Here is a 17690-nt window from a genome sequence, read left to right on the forward strand (position 1 = left end):
GGAAGGGCAGGTACTGAACTAACCTGCCCTCTCTAACCTCATTTTGACTTTACTTTTCCACTACATTTTCCGCGCCTACGCTGTTGGTCACATCTGACTTATACTGTGCCATTGCATCCTCCGGGCTGGTACCGGATACGACGGATTCCACCATGGTCTGAATGTGGGTGGTAACTGTGGTATACTGGCTGTTTCTCGGACGATAGAACGCGCCTGAGAGGAAGCCGGTGCAGGTTTCCATAAACGGCTGGGATGAATAGGAAGCATCTTTTGCAATGTCGGTTCTTGTGGCAATATTTCCCTGAGCAATAATGGTATCCAAATAGACATCATAGCTCATGCAGTGTTTGATAAAATCCATGGCTGCATCTTTTTGATCGGACAGATTTGGTATGGATAATGCCCATCCACCTGACATGGTAACGCTTCCCGGCGCCTGTCCTTCACTGGTGGGCATCGCTGCAATACCAAGCTTATCTTTATACTCCGGCCATGGTGCGGCTCCTGTCTCCTTGTAGTTTCCTGTCATCCAGTAACCATCTAACGTAATGGCCAGTTTGCCTTTTGGCAAATACTCTCTGGAAGCGATGTTGCCTGCCTCACCATTTAATACTTTTGATAAGGAAGGACCGTAACCATCTTTATATATGGTGCTGATAAAATTTAAGGATTTTAAAATATTATCGCTTTTTACAATCCATTTGTTGTTATCGAGAAGCTGCTCTCCTGTTCCGTAAAGTAGCATCTCATAGGTCTGCATGGAAGTTGCTTCGCCGGTTGCTACACCGGAGTTGCACCAGAATGGAACTACATCCGGACATTTTTCTTTGATAACCTTGCAGGTATCAAGGACATCCTGCCAGGTTTTTGGCTGCCAGTTGGTGTCAAGTCCTGCTGCCGCAAATACATCCTTGTTATACCAAAGACCTCTGGTATCGGTACTATAAGGAATTCCATATACGCTTCCATCATCATAGGTAACGCCATCTACCAGTGCTCCGTAAAACGTTCCGTCATTCCATTCCTTATAATCTTTTAAATAGCTGGAAAGATTGGTTAAATATCCGGCTGCCACGTCTGAGGGCAGCTGGAAAGTATCTTCACATACGATATCCGGTGCCGTATCGGCAGACTGAAGAGCCAGAGCCACCTTTGCAAAATAATCTCCCTCTGATGCAGTGATCGGTGCAATATCCAGCTCAATGGAATCTTTCTTGTCATAGGTCTCATAGGCGTGTTCAAACCACTTTTTCAGCACATCGCTTCCGTCATTTCGAAAGGTAATGCTGATCTTTGTCTTTCCTGCTGCCGCTGTTGTCTGACCGGCAGGTTTTTCTGTCTCCTTTTGTGTGGCTGCCGCTGTACTTCCTCCCTGGGTTTCTGACTTGCCTCCTGCCCCCTGACAAGCCGTTAAGGAAAGCGCCATAACTGAAGCAAGCGCTGCTGCCTGAATCCGTTTCATTTTTTTCATAATACCCTCTCCTTTTTATTTGTTAGATGAATCATAGCATATGACATTTCCCCGGTGTATTCCAAATTTTTAGAAAAGGGGTGTAATTTTAACCTCCGCCTTACCGTTCCAGAATGGCGCTGCGGATTTCTCCCTGAAGCCTTGCCCCAACTGCCTGGGGCGTCATGGATTTGTCCCCGAAAAAGTCCGACATTGCCCCTGCAATGGAATCGGAAATAATAAACCATGTGGAATAGGTGCTTTTTAAAACACTCTGGTTTCGCTCCCGTTCTACAAACCCGTCAGATAGTCCCCGCACTTTCCCCGGATTGACACACACATCCGTTCTGACAGAAAGGCTGTAGGTGTTTTTATAATAAGATTTGGCAACCTCCGGGGAAGTGATGTAATCCAGTAATTTTAATGCTTCCGTCTCATCTGCAGTCTCAGTAACTCCGATCATATCTCCCTGAAATAAAAAAGTCTGCTTTTGAATATAAGGAATTTCCGCTATCTCATAATTAATCTGGCTGGCGGAATGCTCTAACAGTGACATGGAGCTTAGTTTGGCAACCGCAATCTTTACATAGCCGCTGGAAAAAGCCTGCATAAGATCCTTCTGATTCCAGTTAATCACGTCCTGAGCAATGATTCCTTCATCCCTCATTTTCCCAAGTATCTCATACAATTTCAGGCTGTTATCTGAATCCAGACCTCGAAGGTTCCCCCCAGCCGAATAGACCAGCTGAAGAAAACTGGAAGCAATATCTTCCTTATTTTTGACTGCAATTCCAAAGCTGTAGGTCCCCAGACTTTTGGTCTCTCTGCAAAGATTATAAAAATCATCCATATTATCGGGGATCTCTTTTTTGTACCTGGCTAAATGGTCTTTGTTATAAAACACCACATATGGATTGCTGGTAAAGGGAACGCCATAGCAGATTCCATTTACCACACAGCTGCCATAGGCATGCTTTAAAAACCGGCTGGTTCTCTCCCCCGTCATATAATCGGACAGATCCCGGAGAATATCCATGGACTGGAGTGCAGGGGTCATCACGCTGTCACAGATAATTAAGTCAGGAAGACTGTTCTGATCTTTATAAAGACAGAGCTGCTTTTGAAATGCAGACTGAGCCACATACTCAGTAACCACCTTTGGATTACCCGGTATTGCAGAATATTCATCCAGTATTTTCTTTAAGTATTCATCACTTTCATCCTCTTCATAAACTGCCATAATCACCAGCTTTTTTTCTGCATTTCCAGGGCGGTGTACCACATTGGTTTCCCTGCTGAAATTAACCAGAACCCCCATGAGCAAAAGAAATACGACAGTCCAGGCTAAAATCAGTAATTTACCAATTCTTCGGTTCAAGATCTATACCCCCTTTCTGTAATCCGACGGGCAGACTCCTGCAATGGAACGAAACACTTTATTAAAATACTTGGTATCCTTATACCCCACAAGCTCCGCTACCTCATAGATTTTATATTTACCCGAGGCAAGCAGCTTTTTTGCCGTACTAATGCGAAATTCTCCTAAAAATGCAGTAAAGTTGATTCCCATTTCCTTGGTAAACAGCTTGCTTAAGTATTCCGGCGTGATTCCTACCAGTTCCGCCGCATCAGTCAGGGATATTTCCCTGGCATAGTTCTGTCTTATAAATCCAATGACATTTAAAATCATCCCGTTGTCTGTCAGTGTCGTGCTGTCCCTTTCATCTGTCACCATACCGATAATCTTCCAGTAATTATTTAAAAATACCTCTCTGATTCCGGTTTTCATCATATCGTTTAAGAGATACTGGTACAGCCCATCTATATCTTTTTCCTTCATCAGTTCTCTTGCTGTATCAAGAATTGCCATGACAAAACGTACCGTATGGTTTTTTATTGTTTCAGGCCGCTCTCTGCGTAATATTACCTGTTCCTCAAACAGCCCCGCCATACGTCTGATACCGTCCTGACTTCCATTCTTTATTTCCCGCTTTACTCCATGCTCCAGATATTCCGGATAATCAATCCGCTCAAAAACCAGCCCCTTTATCAGCTCCTGGTCAATAATACAGCTTTCAGAGAACAGGAAACTGTAAGTTAAGCTGTCCTGCATCTGCCGGATGACATCCTTTAATTCTCCAATCCCACAGATGCTTTCAAAACTAATTAAAAATTCTCCCTTCTCCTTCAGTTCTTTTAAGATTCTGGTCTGAAACAGATTTTTTAAATAGCGTACACTTTGTCCGTCTAATATCATCACCAGTATCTGCCTTTCATAAGGCAGCAGAAAGGTATAAAAGCTGGTCAGGCAGTTTGTTTCCAGACTAACCTTTAACAGTTCAGCCATCTGCTTTGCAGTATCCTCCAGAATGCTTTCCGACTGTATTAAAAACAGAGAAATCTCCTGACCATTCTGGTAGCGGATTTCACCTGCAAACTGCCTCATGGTCTCCTCTTTTAACTCTCCTGTCAGCAGGGAAAACAGCAGCTGCTGGGGTGATACTGTCTTTGCCCTGGTCTTTGACAGCCTGTTTTCCACAGTCTCTAACACACTCATAATATCCTCTACGCTTAAAGGCTTTAAAAGATATTCCACCACAGACAGCTGAATTGCCTTCTGAGCATATTCAAATTCCGAATAGCCGGTCAGTACAACTGCTGCTGCCTCACACCCCTCTTTTCTCATCCGCTCAATCATCACCAGTCCATTCATCTGGGGCATGTTAATATCTGTAATAACCACATCAGGCTGTAACCGCAAAGCCTCAGAAAGTCCCGTTTCACCATCACTTGCTCCACCCACCACCTGATGCCCGGTATAGGTCTCGATAATTTTAATAATTCCGTTTCTTGTATTGGGTTCATCTTCTACAACGAGAATTCTCATGCCTGTCCTGCCTCCTGCCTGTTATTCAAATAATATTTCTGCCCTCACTATTGTCCCGTTTTCGTCTGACTCAATTTCAAAATGACCCTCATCGCCATAGTAATACTTAATTCGCATGATCACATTCCTCACACCGATGCTTCCCTCCAGAGAGCTGGCGGAATAATCGTAATGATTGAGTTCATGGATTAATTCAGAATCCATTCCTTTTCCATTGTCTTTCACTTCAAACATCAGATGCCTCTCCCCTTTTTTTCTGATGGTTATGGTGATTAAATCCTCTCCTGACTTACCTGGGAAACCATGATTAATGGAATTTTCAATGAGAGGCTGAAATAAAAGCTTATGCATCTTAAGATCCATTACTTCCTCTTCAATATCCATAATGCAGTGGAAGGAAAAGGAAAAACGCTGCTGCTGGAGAAATATGTACTGCTTCAAATACTCAGTCTCGCTTCTTACACTGACCACACCATTGCTTTTATGAATACTGTAACGCAGAATATTGGCAAGGTTTTTTAACATCTTGCTGATTAAAAACTGTTCATTTTCTATTGCAATCCAGTTAATGGCATCCAGGGTATTATAAAGAAAGTGAGGATTGATCTGTGCTTCCAGAGCCTTTAACTCCGCATTCTTCTCCCTTAAAAGAGCTTCCTTTTCCATCCTGCCTGACTGGTCTATCTTTGTGACCATGTGGTTAAAATGCCTTGCAATTATTCCGAATTCATCCTGCCAGGAATGGCTGATCTGGACTGTATAATCCCCTTTGTAGGCCTTATCCATGGCTGATGTAATCTTCTCCACCCTGACCTGAAGGGACTCGGCAAACCGAAGCATGATCAGAATGCTTGTGATGATAATCAGGATTGTCAACAGGAAAATCACTTCAAAAATATATTTAAAATCCTTTAAAAGCTCTCTGTTATCCCGTATGGTAACCAGCACATACTGACCATTTAAAACAGGTTTTGTATAGATACTGGAAAAACGCACCTTAGTCGCCGGCTCAATTCTTGTTCCTATCAGCTCTGCCCGGTTACTGGAGATAATGGTTCCATTGGTATCACATAGAAAGGAAACGGTTCTGTCCTGCTTGTCCTCCTGAGAATACGTCTCCCTGATCCGTTCTTCATCCAGGCAGATTAAAATACTTCCTACCGTCCCCTGTCTGTAATTGTTAATATCCGCGATCCTGTGCCCCAGGTAAATAATATTCCGGCTGGTACCGTTATCTTCCTTCCGGTTAATCATATCAGAATAAACCGTCCTGGTAGTTAAAAACGTCTCATCTGCCACTTCCAGCCAGCTTTTATCCCTGTTTGGAAAGCAGAAGCTGTTCATGGTGCTGTTGGTAACAGAATCATACCCGATGCACTCTTTTTTCTGCGTTACCACCGCAATACCCAGAATCTCCGGATGTAAGTAAGATATATTTTCCAGATCATCTTCCAGTTCCTTCTTTATGAGATAATAATTTCTGGAATCCCAGACATTTAATTTTTCAAGCTTCAGTGCATATTGGTTTTCTGTATAGATGGACATGATAATGCTGTCATACTGGGAAAAATAATCCTCAAGTCCCTTCTGAGACAGCTTCATATTGCTTTCCATTAAAATGTCTGTCTGACGTTTTAAGGTGCTGGCAGCAATCATGCAGGTAATTGTCTCCATTATCATTAACGGTACGATGGAACCTGCCAGCAGTATAATAAGAGTTTTTTTTGCTATGCTATAGCTTTTATATCGGTTAAGTAATTTTCTGATCAAAACCGGCTCCTTTTGTTGTGTATTTCAGATAATTTAATCGTATTTTATTTTGCCATTATAGCACATATTACCAATAACAGGCAATCCACACATACATGATATCTTTCTAACTCCTTCTGACAGCAATGGTAAGTTTATTTTTAAGACAACAAAGAAGGCAGCCCGTTAAGGCTGCCTTAAATAATATTGTATTCTCTGTTTTTACCCCCCCAGGGTCACATCCTGCCTGGAGTACCACTCCAGCGCATTGTAAACATGATCTGTTTTAAAATCCGGCCAGTAATCGTCTACCACATAAAAATCCGAATAAACGGACTGAACCGGGAGAAAGCCGGAAAGTCTTCTCCTTCCTCCCCAACGGATGATTAAATCCATTCTGGATACATCAGAGGTTTTAAGTTCAGGACCTATGACTCCGTCTGACAGTCCCAAATCCCATTCCCAGCTGTAATTAATGAGGAAGTTGATTTTCATTCCTCCTGTACCAAAGCACACCCTTTTGGTATATGGTTTAAGCTCGTCCGGAAACATGGCCGAAGAAGTTTTCCCAAGAACCAGAAGCTGGGCATTCTCTTTAGACAACACCTCCACAGCCTTTACACAGGCCTTTGAAAATGCTTCTCTTTGTACAGACGGACGTTTGGTATTATCTGCAGTGAAGCCATAAAAGGTCATCTCTTCTACTCCCAGATCCCTGCAAAGACGGTAAAGGGTCATTCCAGGTGAGATACCCTTGTCATACCCTTCTTCTTTTTTTATGCCATTCTCCACAGCCCAACGTCTGTTTCCATCAGGAATGATACCGATGTGTTTTGGAATTCTCATTATCTGCCCTCCATGATTGGTTCCTTTCGAGGAAGTCCTGTTAAAATTATAGCCAACTTTTTCAAAGGATATCATGTCCTGCAGAAAATTATGTAATTATAGTTGCCCTGATGCTTATTTCTTAAATTTCTTAAGATCCGGCATCTTCGGCTGGTGATAGATATACATGCATCTGCTCTCAGATGCCAGCTCCACAGATTTTTTGGCTACCTGTTCCATGAATTTAGCTGCGATATTACTTTTACCTTTCATTCTTTCTACCTCCATTATTATAAAGACATTAAGATAATGCAATTATACATAAACAACAGCTATATGAAGACAAGTTGTAAAAATTACGGCTCTGCTCGTAACTATTCCCGATTTTGATACTCATGAATCCTCCCATTTTCACTTTTATAAAAAAACATGAACAGCACCAGAACGAGACACAGCAAAATATTAACAAGATTTAGCAGGGATATAAAGCTTTCCCCCAAAAATGCGGCTCTCCTCTCAAACTGCATTTCACTCCACTCAATACAATTGGAAATGACAACCGCTGTCATCATATTTATTACATAAATTTTTCTGTTAGTTTTTCGATTATTATTTTTTTCCAGAATCAGATGAACTAAATTTACTACTAAAAACACGGTACAGAGAAAAATAATGAATAGCAGATAGTGTTTCAATTTTGTTACCTCCAATATTAAAATGTGATATAATTTTTAGTGCAATAAGAAAATATTATATTTCCATTGAAAAAATCACACCATGTTGAAATTTCGAGCCTGCAAGTAATTTTTAATTTATTCAATTAGACAAAATGTGACAAAAGCTCCTATTTCTCTCTTTTAATTAATGGAAGGAATCGTACGATATACAGATATAGATGTTTCATTTTTGCATAATAAATAATCAGTTTTAATGGGGAAGGGTAAGTATGTTAAGAATAGCAATTTGTGATGACGACGTTCAGTTTACAGGAATGTTAGAAAATTTAATCAAAGAAGAAGCTCTGGCAAACGGTATTGAAATTGAAGTTGACGTATTTTTTGATGGATCCATGCTGACAAAATACGTACATCTTGGTAACTTATTTGATCTGATCTTTCTGGATATAGAAATGTCACAGCAAAACGGAATCGAGGCAGCACGCCACATCAGAGAGATTGATAAAACTGTATTGTTAATTTATATTTCCGGATACGAACAGTATTTAAAAGAATTATTTGAGGTGGAGCCGTTTCGTTTTCTTTCCAAGCCACTTGATACGGAGAAGTTCTCCCGTTATTTCAAAGAAGCATATGAGCGGATCAATGAAAATAACGTCTATTTCCAATTTAATTTTAATAAAGAAATAAAAAAAGTAGCCTTAAAAGATGTGGTCTACTTTGAAAGCCGCAACCGGGTTGTATACATATATTTAAAAGATGGGCGAGAGGAATTTTTTTATGGAAAGCTTAACGATGTGGAAAATGAGTTAGTCGGAAACAAGCAGCGTTACCTGCGGATACACCAATCCTATCTTGTAAATTATGATTATGTCAGCACCATGAATTTTTCCAGTCTTGTAATTGAAAACGGAGGAAAGTCAACCACACTGCAAATCAGTGAAGACAGGCAGAAGAAAATCCGGAAGCAGTTATGTGATCTGGCCAGTAAGAAAGCGGGAGGAAAATAATATGAAAATTCTTTCAACAACCGTTGTCAGCCCGTTTCTTTCACTTTTTTATATTTTAGTCATACGGAAATGCATTAACGCGTTTTTCGCGCCCTCGTGGAGGAAAACCACAACCTATATAATCTGGATTGCATATTATTTCTTCCAGTTGTTTCTGGGCATTGGAAATGGGATTCCACCGGCACTGACCCTTTTACTTAACATGGTCTTTGTATTTCTCGCAACCAGTATTTCTTATTCAGAAAGCTGGAAAAAATGTGCCTTGTTCTCTTTTTTAATCTGTGCAATCTGGATGCTTGTGGAAATTATCATACATATGATCTTAAATATGATGAATTTAGATGATAAAGCCGGTCTCTCAGGAGCCATTATCTCTAAAATAGTAATGATGGTTTTTGCCATTGTCACCGGACACTGTCTTCAGCATAAAAGTACCGGAGATATTTCTTTACGGTATATGGCGATTTTACTTATGGTTCCTGCAGGAAGCATTTACATTATGCATAACATTTTTCTCATCAGCAGCACGGCTGAGGATGAAGTTCTCTTCTCCTTTATATCGGGTATTTTACTGCTGTTTATTAACTATATTATTTTCGAAGTATTTGAATCTCTGGCAGCAAGTTCAGAATATCAGAAAAAAACCCTTCTTTATGAACAGCAATTGGAACTTTGCAGCCGCCAGGCTGAGGAACGGGAAATCCAAAACACCGAAATGCGTTTGTTACGCCATGATATGAAGCAGCACTTAGTCAGCATACTGGGCATGGTTAATTCCGGAAAAAATGAAGAAGCTGCCACTTATCTCACTTCTTTTTTAGAAAAGGGAACCTCAAAAAAAATAAATGAAATTTCCCACAGCGGCAATATTGTGGTGGACTCACTTGTGAATTATAAATCTTCCATTGCCCGAAAACAAAATATAGAATTCTGTACCAATATTTTTATTCCGCCGGTAATGCCTTTTCAAAACGGAAATCTGACCATTATACTGGGAAACCTGCTGGAAAATGCCCTGGAAGCCTGCCGCCAGATGAATAGCGGACATCCAAAGATTGATCTGGAAATGTCTTATCAGAAGGGAATTCTTTCCATTGTTGTCTGGAATACCTTTGAAGGGGATCGGTACACAGACGGGCAGAAACATTTTCTTACCACTAAGAAAAATCCCTCCCATCATGGCCTGGGTCTGTTTTCCATTGAACAGGCAGTATCTGCCTGTAACGGGGAAGCCATCACGCAGGTAGAGGGAAACATATTTAAAGCGGTTGTGATCTTATATCAGGAACCGGAAAAATAACAAATTACTGATCAGGGGGATGGTAATATGGAACGGTTATCCATTGTATTAACCAATTATATTTTAAAAAAAGAAGTGATCACTAAAGATGATTATGAAATATATTTGTATGGCTTTCAAAGCTTTCTGGAACTGTTTTTGAATCTGGTCTGCAGTCTCTGTATTGCGTTTTTTATTCATATGGAAGTGGAATGCCTGCTCTTCTTTTTATTGTTTATTCCTCTTCGTTCCTTTAACGGAGGACTGCATTTGAAGTCTTATTTCTCATGTCTGGTTTTCTCCTGCGCCACCATGACTGTCATACTTCTCATTGTGAAATATTACAGTCTGAACGCCCCGGTTTCGTTTCTGCTGTACCTGGTTTTTATGGTACTTATCAAAATCACGGGTGCAGTCGACCATCCCAACCGGCCGGTTGACACAGAAGAAAACCAGACATTTACTCATAAAACTGACCGTACTCTGTTTATCAGTTTCCTTGCGGCATTGTGCTTTCTCTTTTTGAATCTAGAAAATTATATTTTTTTAGAGGCGCTGATTTATCTATTAGTATTTATCACACTGATATTATCCAAAATCAGCGGCAGGAAGAAACAGCAAATGGAATGAGCGTTTTAGTCTTTATCTATTTTTCCACGCAATTCCGTCAGGACTTTCTGTAAAAATTCCGGCATTCTGGCGCCCATTCGTCCTGCATTTTCTAAAATAGAGATTAATTCATTAATGATGAGCCAGACAGATACCAATAATCCAAAAATAGTTTTATGCTCAAATTTGATTCCGATCTCAGTAGAAAATTTATAGATCACATAATCCGTGCTGACTGCCGCCAGAATGATGAATATATAACTGGACTTTTTATAAATTCCGATCCGGCTTTTCCTGCTGTTCCAGCCATACTGATTATTATCAGGGTTGTCCAGTGCTTCCTTTTTCGAAGCCAGCATCCCCGATATGTAGTCCGTGATCATAAGTATGGTTAATAACGATATGGCGGGAAATAAAAGTCCGAATTGATCCATAATCCAGGCACTGATGATTCCCATTGCGCTTTTTTCCAAATCCAATTTTTTTTCCATGGCTGCACCTCCAGTAAAGTCCTTCACTTATTTATAATAGTTTTCTTTTAAAAGATTGTAAAAATTTCTTCTGACCCGGTTCACGTATTGGCGGGACACGGAGTGGCGTTCTGCAATTACTGCATCTGACTCCTCATGAAAGACAATATCCCACAGAATAACCGCCTGTTTTCCTTCTGTCTTCAAGAGCATAGTTTTTAGATCTTCATGAAACAGCCAGTCATCATAAACAGGCTGATCCATGCTGATCTCAGTAAAAAACTCATCCTCAACAGAAGCTTCCGCGTCAAAATGCTGCTTGCTTTTTTTATACTGTTCTAAGAACTTGTTTTTTAGGGCTCTGCTTAAAAAATAAACACATTGCCCATCTTCCTTATAATATTGCATTGAATTGATGGCCTCCAGCAGACTGAGTACAAATTCTGAATGCATGTCCTCTTTTTCATCTTTATATAGCAGGCGGACATATTTATTAATCAGTGGGGTCATTTTATCTATTATCAGTAAGAATTTTTCTTTATTACCTTTTTTTATTTCCTCAATAATTACATGAACACTTTCTCCCATTTTCTTACCTCCTAAAAGGCAAAAAGAAAAAAAGGGTAATATTGTAAACTAAATTCTTCTGAATCTTTATTTTTTTCGCATAATATGATTGTAAATAAAAAACTCACTATTTAATGGAACACGTAAAAAATGCTGAATAATATGGAGAAATATCCATATCATTCAGCATTTTTACTTGTAGATCTTATTTAATTAAATTGTTTTCTACCAAACCAGCACTGCCCAGTCTGGTATAAATTCTCCTCTCTCTTTGTTTCTCTTTATAAAAGACTTTCTATTGTCCTGTTTCAGTTCCGTTATATGAAATACGTCATTGAACTCTTTAAACCCGGATTCTTCTCCCCCTAAAACTGACTGATCCGGACTGGAATCATTATATGTACCAGTAAGATAAGAGCCATCCCGGTAAGTAAATCCCACATATCCGCATCCATCCGATCCATTGCTCACCAGAATCAGACAATTATTTTGAATATATAATTCATGAATCAGATACCAGCCCTCCGGCTCATACAAATCGGCAACCTTCTCCAATCCATGGTTTAAGTAAGTATACACGCTTATGGAAATCCCGTCTCCCAGAATTAATTCAGGTATCCCGTCTCCATTAAAATCGTGAATTCCCAGATAAAACGATGAATTTAATCCATCTTCCCCTCTTAATTGATATGGATCTGGCAGATGACCTCCCCCCTGGTGGATAATCTCCATATATGCAGTCTGCCAGTTGATTTCCTGATCTGTCAGTGCAGCTGATTCCTGAATCAGATTGCTGACCTGACTTTCGTCTGGCTGCAAAGCAGCTCCCCCCGTCATATTGGAATCAGCACAGCCTGTTAATGATAAAATCAGAAAACAAAATAAGAATAAATTTTTATTCATTTGTCTTTCCCCTTTAAATTTTGAAACAAAATTGTTTTTGCTATTTCTGGGCATAATCATTTTATTCTACAATTATTACTGATTATAGATTTTACCTCGTAATAATTACGGGTCTGGACGTTGAAAAAGCCATAGTTATTTCACTATGGCTCATCAAAAAAGCTGTATTATAAGATTAAACCGGTAGATATGTAATCACCATACCTCCTATGATCAGGCTCGCCATATTGGCCGTTATTACATATAGCGCTACACGTCCTTTCCTGAATTCGTTCACAAAGGTGAGAAATGCAGTCAGTTCTGCTGCAAGCACCACAACTTCACCAAATAGATAACCAAATATCCAGTAATTACCTAAATCAGGTCCTGTAAGCATTGCATTCAGCCCTGCCTGGGTAATCAGATTGACTGCTGTAAAGACCAGCCAGCTTCTTTTTTGCCTGAATCCAAAAAGCCAAAAAATAATTCCCTCAATAAGCAGCGTCAGGAGAACCCGCATTGCCACCAGAGCAGGAACCCGTAACGGAGCCTGACCTAATGTAAGGGTCTCCGATTCCATATCAAGTGTCAAAATATTACTATATCTTCCAAATGTTTCGTCAGGCAAAGCACATTGAAAGGTTTTATTATTACATTGTACCACCAGCACTGCATCCTTTAAATCCTTCACCTGGGGTGATAAGTGGGTGTAATATAACCTGTAATACTTCTCCCATCCTTTTCTCTCCCCTTCTTCCACTCTTAAGTCTGTAACATCACGATTGGACATTTTTAAGGATAAAGATATATTCTCTGGAGAGTTCAACACGATTATGGTAAAACCTGGCGGTTCCGCAGAATTGGCGAACGCTGTTGAATAATAGAAAAAACATAGCAGGTGAACAATAAAAATGATGAGGCAGATACTGCTTCCTCTTATTAAAAAACCAGACCTATCTTTATACACTTTCATATCTCTTTCCCCCTTCTACTTTTGTTATAAGTATAACATACAAAGCTTGTATTATTGTTCTTCTTTATAAAATCCTTAAAATTTGCTGTTACCATAGCAATATCAAGTCAAAAGGAGGATTATGATGCACGAGTATATCATTAAAACCAACCACATTTCAAAAAAATTCAAAAAAACATTTGCAATCAATGATTTATCTATGTCTGTAAGAAAAAATTCTGTCTATGGATTATTAGGACCTAACGGTGCTGGTAAATCAACGTTGCTAAAGATGATTACAGGAATTATTACCCCCACTTCCGGAGAAATAATATTCGATAATCACCCCTGGAGCAGAAAAGATCTGTTAAAGATTGGTTCCCTCATTGAATCACCTCCTTTATATGAGAATTTAACAGCATTTGAAAATTTAAAAGTTCGGGCAACTCTTTTGGGGGTCTCATCGGATAAATGCATGGAAGTTTTGGAAAGAATGGACTTAATGGATACGGAAAATAAGCAGATTGCTGATTTTTCATTGGGAATGAAGCAAAGACTGGGCATTGCATTAGCGCTTTTAAATGACCCTGAATTATTAGTCTTAGATGAGCCTACCAATGGTTTGGATCCGTTTGGAATGGAAGATTTAAGGAAAATGATCCGGACATTTGCGGTATCCGGGATTTCAGTCATTGTATCCAGTCATATCTTAAGCGAGATTCAGCAGGTTGCCGATGACATAGGCATCCTGAATAATGGGACACTTCTGTATCAGGATAAAATTGATGCCAATGAGAACCTGGAACAATTGTTTATGGATATTATAAGAAAGGAGCGTGCTTCCTGATGTTACGAACCTATCTGGCAGCCGAAAATTTAAAATTTAAACGAACCCTGTTTCGGAAACTTATTTTATATATTCCGGCAGCCTTAATTTTAATAGCAGTTATATTTTTATCTGTGGGGATTGGTTTAGGTGGGTTTTCAGCCTCCATCGTCTGTAATTGGTGTGTCCCCATTGCATCTTTATCCATTGTGATATTATGCCACTTAGTAAATAATAAGGAACAAAAACACAATTACCGGACTATATACAGCCTGCCTATAGACTTGAAAAATACATTTATTTCTAAAACAATTTTAATAGCACTTAATCTTTTGCTGATTTCATTATTACTATCATTGATATCTATATTTTCAGAATACATGCTGTCAGGTGTCTTAAGCGCATTTAAACATACCGGATCTTATGTTTTAGGATACTGTTTATTATGGCTGACTTTATTATGGCAGATCCCTTTCTGCCTGTTTTTAGACCAAAAGGCCGGATTCGTTGGTTCTATGATCATTAACCTGATTTTAACTGGCCTTGGTGGTTTGTTTTTTTCTCTTTCGCCTATATTCTGGTTTATACCATATAGCTGGACTTCCAGGTTTATGATTACCTTATTCGGAGTTTTGCCAAACGGATTATTGATTCAGTCAGGTGCAAGACAGATTCTGAGTTTGGGTCAGAGTTCACTGCTGGTGGTAGTAAGCATGCTCACTGCAGTCATTCTTACATTTTTATTTGCACGCTGGTACAGAGGGCAGGTGTATCGAAATTGACAATTACAAGAGAGTTTCTCTCTAACTTTACAAAAATCAAACGTACTCCGCTTTTACTATTGCATCTGTTGCCTCCAGTGGTAATTACAACATTATTTTTAATTTATTACAACTCTGGTGGATACCGCCTTTTTTCTGATGTTCGGCTGTTTTTCATTTTGTTGCAAATATGCTATCCTATGTTTGTCAGTTTTGTTGTACCAATTTTTATTAATTTAGACCGAAATATCAGCAATGTTCAAAATGCTCTGGGGGTTGTGGGATCAAGAAGAAGCGTTTATCTGGGTAAATTATGCTTTCTGCTGTTCCTGTCTGCTGCAAGTATTATACTATACGAGCTTTGCTTTTATGTGGGAGTAAAATTTTTTCTAAATATGAATTTCATGAACTTTGGTTCCTATTTTTTCATATTCTGCTCGTTTTTAATTAGTAACTTATTTTTATATTTTATACATGTACCCATTTCTTTTAAATTTGGTTTCAGTGTCTCCGTTTTATCAGGAATTGCAGGTACAATTTTAGCCGGTTACTTTGAAAATTTCATTGGTGATAAAATCTGGCCGGCCATTCCCTGGGAATGGGGTGTACGGTTTTTAAAAGATTATTTTGACCTGACCAGGGGATCTGTTATTCCTGGTGTGATTTCTCTGGTTATTATTACTTCGGTTGTTCTGGTTCTCACAATATTATGGTATAGTAGATGGGAAGGCAGAATTATACAAGAGTAAGATTAGGAGGATATTCTATGCCAAAACTGTTAGTCATCGACGATGACCTGGATATGCTGGCTCTGGTTCGCACTGCTCTGGAAAAAGAAGGCTACCAGGTGGACACTGAATCAAATGCCGCTTCCTTACAGCCCGCCAGATGCCGATTATACGATCTTTTGCTTCTTGACGTAATGATGCCCGGTGAGGATGGATTTTCCTTCTGCAGGCGGATCCGTACCGAGGTGGATTGCCCTATCCTGTTTTTAACCGCCAAGGCAGAAGATTCGGCCCTCGTCCAGGGCTTTGGCCTGGGAGCCGATGATTACATTAAAAAGCCTTTCAGTATTGCAGAGCTGCGTGCCCGGGTAGGCGCCCATCTTCGGAGGGAAGTGCGTCAGCCAACCCACATACTTAGGCGAGGCAGCGTCCGCTTCGATATACAGGCAAAAACGGCATTTGCCGGTGAACAAACACTGCCCTTTACCAAGGGCGAATATGCGATCTGTGAACATCTGGCACTGCATGCCGGACAGGTGTTTACCAAAGAACAATTATACGAAGCCGTTTTCGGCTTTGATGCAGAGGGAGATCCGTCCGCTGTTGCAGAGCACATTAAAAATATCCGTGCCAAGCTGAAAGCCCACGGCATCAGTCCTATCGATACAATCTGGGGGGTGGGTTATAAATGGCGAAAAAGCGAAGATCTGTAAGTCTGTCCTTTGTCCTTTTACGCTTTGGCATCATCATGGTTGGCTGCATGCTATTATGCTGCCTGTTATGGTATTTGATGTTTATCCGGCTTGTAAATACCGGTTTTTTCTATAATGCTTATACTTCCAGCCAACAGGTGGAGAAAATGCTGGCTGGTAACCCGGAAACCTTCGTTTCTCCAGATGATAATTTTTTGTCAGATTACGCTTTATTTGACCGGAACGGTAAAGTTCTGGAAAGCAACACCAAAGGAAGGAAACTGAAAAAACTGACCAGTTTTTTACACGAAGATGCAACTACTACGCGTGTTTTCAGACACACTTATGGGGATGGGAGCACGGTAATCATACGATATTATTACAGATCAGAGTTTGCAAATCCTGTTCTGCGAAGTACTCTGCCCCCTTTTGAATATCTGTGGCTGGCATCACTGGGAGTAGCATTGGTGCTTTGTCTGCTGTTTAACACCCTGTGGCTTCGTAAGCGCCTTGCTGCCAAGCTGAAGCTGTTTGGTGAGGTTAGCCGGAAGGTAGGTGCGCAGGAACTGGATTTTACAATTCCACATGCAGGAATACGGGAATACGATCAGGCACTTGATGCAATGGAGCATATGAGAGATGCTTTGTACAATTCCCTGTCTTCCCAGTGGGCGGCACAGCAGGAACGAGAAGCAGAAATAGCCGCACTGGCCCATGATTTAAAAACTCCACTTACCCTGGTGGGGGGTAATGCTGAGCTGCTGCTCGATGAAGAACTCCCTGAAAGCAGTCGTAGGATGGTGGAAACAATTGCATCCAGTAATGAACGTGCCAGGCAGTATGTAACAAGTTTTCTTGAAGCCTCGGCAGGTGAGGAGGAGGCTTTTAAAAACAACAGCCTGAATGCTCTGTTTGAACAATTGATCGTTAACACTACGGCTATTGCAGAAGCAAGGAGCGTATGCATGAAAGTCCAGAACGGCCTTAACGGTTCTGCAAACGTCCAAAAAGATCATCTGCTTCGTGCCCTTGGAAATGTAGTACAAAATGCCATAGAACATTCACCAGTTGGTGGAAACGTATATTTGACAGGCAGTATGGCAGATGGCGGCTGGCAGGTGACTGTTTGTGATGAAGGCACTGGCTTCAGTAAGGCGGCTTTACAACATGCAACGGAACGTCTGTGGCGCGGAGATACGGCTCGTGGTGCAGACGGCCATAATGGTCTCGGTCTCTGGTTTGCCGCTCAGGTAGTTAAAACCCACGAAGGTCAGCTTTATCTGAGTAACAATAAGTCCGGAGGGGTTGTTACAATTAAATTTTGAG

At 40.4% G+C, this 17690-nt stretch carries 19 protein-coding genes; 8 read left to right on the forward strand and 11 right to left on the reverse strand.

What is annotated here, in order from left to right; all coding sequences use genetic code 11:
• Nucleotides 1–49: 49 nt before the first annotated feature.
• The 7 genes from BXY41_RS09815 to BXY41_RS09845 form a co-directional block, all read right to left on the reverse strand.
• Nucleotides 50–1471, reverse strand: coding sequence for an extracellular solute-binding protein (locus BXY41_RS09815; protein WP_104436643.1), 1422 nt, complete (start codon nucleotides 1469–1471; stop codon nucleotides 50–52).
• 100 nt (nucleotides 1472–1571) lie between these two features.
• A complete protein-coding gene (locus BXY41_RS09820) occupies nucleotides 1572–2828 on the reverse strand; it encodes an ABC transporter substrate-binding protein (protein ID WP_104436644.1) in 1257 nt (418 codons plus the stop codon).
• A gap of 3 nt (nucleotides 2829–2831) precedes the next feature.
• The gene (locus BXY41_RS09825; protein ID WP_104436645.1) at nucleotides 2832–4337 is read right to left on the reverse strand and encodes a response regulator transcription factor; all 1506 of its coding nucleotides are present in this window, start codon (nucleotides 4335–4337) and stop codon (nucleotides 2832–2834) included.
• Nucleotides 4338–4358: 21 nt separating this feature from the next.
• Nucleotides 4359–6107 (reverse strand): cache domain-containing sensor histidine kinase, encoded by a 1749-nt coding sequence (locus BXY41_RS09830; RefSeq protein ID WP_104436646.1) that lies wholly within the window; start codon nucleotides 6105–6107, stop codon nucleotides 4359–4361.
• Between the two features lie 201 nt (nucleotides 6108–6308).
• Complete coding sequence (locus tag BXY41_RS09835) at nucleotides 6309–6932, reverse strand: undecaprenyl diphosphate synthase family protein (protein WP_104436647.1); 624 nt, start codon at nucleotides 6930–6932, stop codon at nucleotides 6309–6311.
• Between the two features lie 114 nt (nucleotides 6933–7046).
• A complete protein-coding gene (locus BXY41_RS09840) occupies nucleotides 7047–7184 on the reverse strand; it encodes a cyclic lactone autoinducer peptide (RefSeq protein WP_104436648.1) in 138 nt (45 codons plus the stop codon).
• Between the two features lie 101 nt (nucleotides 7185–7285).
• Entirely contained in the window at nucleotides 7286–7606 is a 321-nt protein-coding gene (locus tag BXY41_RS09845) for a hypothetical protein (protein WP_104436649.1), read from the reverse strand.
• A 251-nt stretch (nucleotides 7607–7857) separates the two neighbouring features.
• On the opposite strand from BXY41_RS09845, the gene BXY41_RS09850 reads away from it, so the two are divergent.
• The 3 genes from BXY41_RS09850 to BXY41_RS09860 are packed head-to-tail and all read left to right on the forward strand — an operon-like array spanning nucleotide 7858 to nucleotide 10507.
• Nucleotides 7858–8598 (forward strand): LytR/AlgR family response regulator transcription factor, encoded by a 741-nt coding sequence (locus BXY41_RS09850; protein WP_104436650.1) that lies wholly within the window; start codon nucleotides 7858–7860, stop codon nucleotides 8596–8598.
• 1 nt (nucleotide 8599) lies between these two features.
• Entirely contained in the window at nucleotides 8600–9898 is a 1299-nt protein-coding gene (locus BXY41_RS27155) for a sensor histidine kinase (protein WP_242980142.1), read from the forward strand.
• 27 nt (nucleotides 9899–9925) lie between these two features.
• Nucleotides 9926–10507, forward strand: coding sequence for an accessory gene regulator ArgB-like protein (locus BXY41_RS09860; RefSeq protein WP_104436651.1), 582 nt, complete (start codon nucleotides 9926–9928; stop codon nucleotides 10505–10507).
• Nucleotides 10508–10512: 5 nt separating this feature from the next.
• Here BXY41_RS09860 and BXY41_RS09865 read toward each other — a convergent pair whose 3' ends face one another.
• The 4 genes from BXY41_RS09865 to BXY41_RS09880 form a co-directional block, all read right to left on the reverse strand.
• Nucleotides 10513–10977, reverse strand: coding sequence for a phage holin family protein (locus BXY41_RS09865; RefSeq protein ID WP_104436652.1), 465 nt, complete (start codon nucleotides 10975–10977; stop codon nucleotides 10513–10515).
• 27 nt (nucleotides 10978–11004) lie between these two features.
• Complete coding sequence (locus BXY41_RS09870) at nucleotides 11005–11544, reverse strand: sigma-70 RNA polymerase sigma factor region 4 domain-containing protein (RefSeq protein WP_104436653.1); 540 nt, start codon at nucleotides 11542–11544, stop codon at nucleotides 11005–11007.
• A 204-nt stretch (nucleotides 11545–11748) separates the two neighbouring features.
• Nucleotides 11749–12426, reverse strand: coding sequence for a hypothetical protein (locus tag BXY41_RS09875; RefSeq protein WP_104436654.1), 678 nt, complete (start codon nucleotides 12424–12426; stop codon nucleotides 11749–11751).
• A 175-nt stretch (nucleotides 12427–12601) separates the two neighbouring features.
• Entirely contained in the window at nucleotides 12602–13378 is a 777-nt protein-coding gene (locus tag BXY41_RS09880; protein ID WP_104436655.1) for a hypothetical protein, read from the reverse strand.
• A gap of 124 nt (nucleotides 13379–13502) precedes the next feature.
• Here BXY41_RS09880 and BXY41_RS09885 point away from each other — a divergent pair, with 124 nt between their 5' ends.
• From BXY41_RS09885 to BXY41_RS09905, 5 genes are read left to right on the forward strand one after another with little or no spacing between them, the layout of a single operon-like run.
• Nucleotides 13503–14204, forward strand: coding sequence for a lantibiotic protection ABC transporter ATP-binding protein (locus BXY41_RS09885; protein ID WP_104436656.1), 702 nt, complete (start codon nucleotides 13503–13505; stop codon nucleotides 14202–14204).
• The gene (locus tag BXY41_RS09890; protein ID WP_104436657.1) at nucleotides 14204–14965 is read left to right on the forward strand and encodes a lantibiotic immunity ABC transporter MutE/EpiE family permease subunit; all 762 of its coding nucleotides are present in this window, start codon (nucleotides 14204–14206) and stop codon (nucleotides 14963–14965) included. Before BXY41_RS09885 ends, BXY41_RS09890 begins: the two co-directional genes overlap by 1 nt.
• On the forward strand, nucleotides 14962–15693 hold the full coding sequence (locus tag BXY41_RS09895) for a lantibiotic immunity ABC transporter MutG family permease subunit (RefSeq protein ID WP_104436658.1): 732 nt from the start codon (nucleotides 14962–14964) through the stop codon (nucleotides 15691–15693). The genes BXY41_RS09890 and BXY41_RS09895 overlap by 4 nt, the downstream gene beginning before the upstream one ends.
• Before the next feature lie 17 nt (nucleotides 15694–15710).
• Entirely contained in the window at nucleotides 15711–16385 is a 675-nt protein-coding gene (locus BXY41_RS09900; protein WP_104436659.1) for a response regulator transcription factor, read from the forward strand.
• Nucleotides 16361–17689 (forward strand): sensor histidine kinase, encoded by a 1329-nt coding sequence (locus BXY41_RS09905; protein WP_104436660.1) that lies wholly within the window; start codon nucleotides 16361–16363, stop codon nucleotides 17687–17689. The genes BXY41_RS09900 and BXY41_RS09905 overlap by 25 nt, the downstream gene beginning before the upstream one ends.
• Nucleotide 17690: the final 1 nt, after the last annotated feature.

Source organism: Lacrimispora xylanisolvens, assembly GCF_002934545.1.
Lineage (GTDB): Bacteria > Bacillota > Clostridia > Lachnospirales > Lachnospiraceae > Lacrimispora > Lacrimispora xylanisolvens.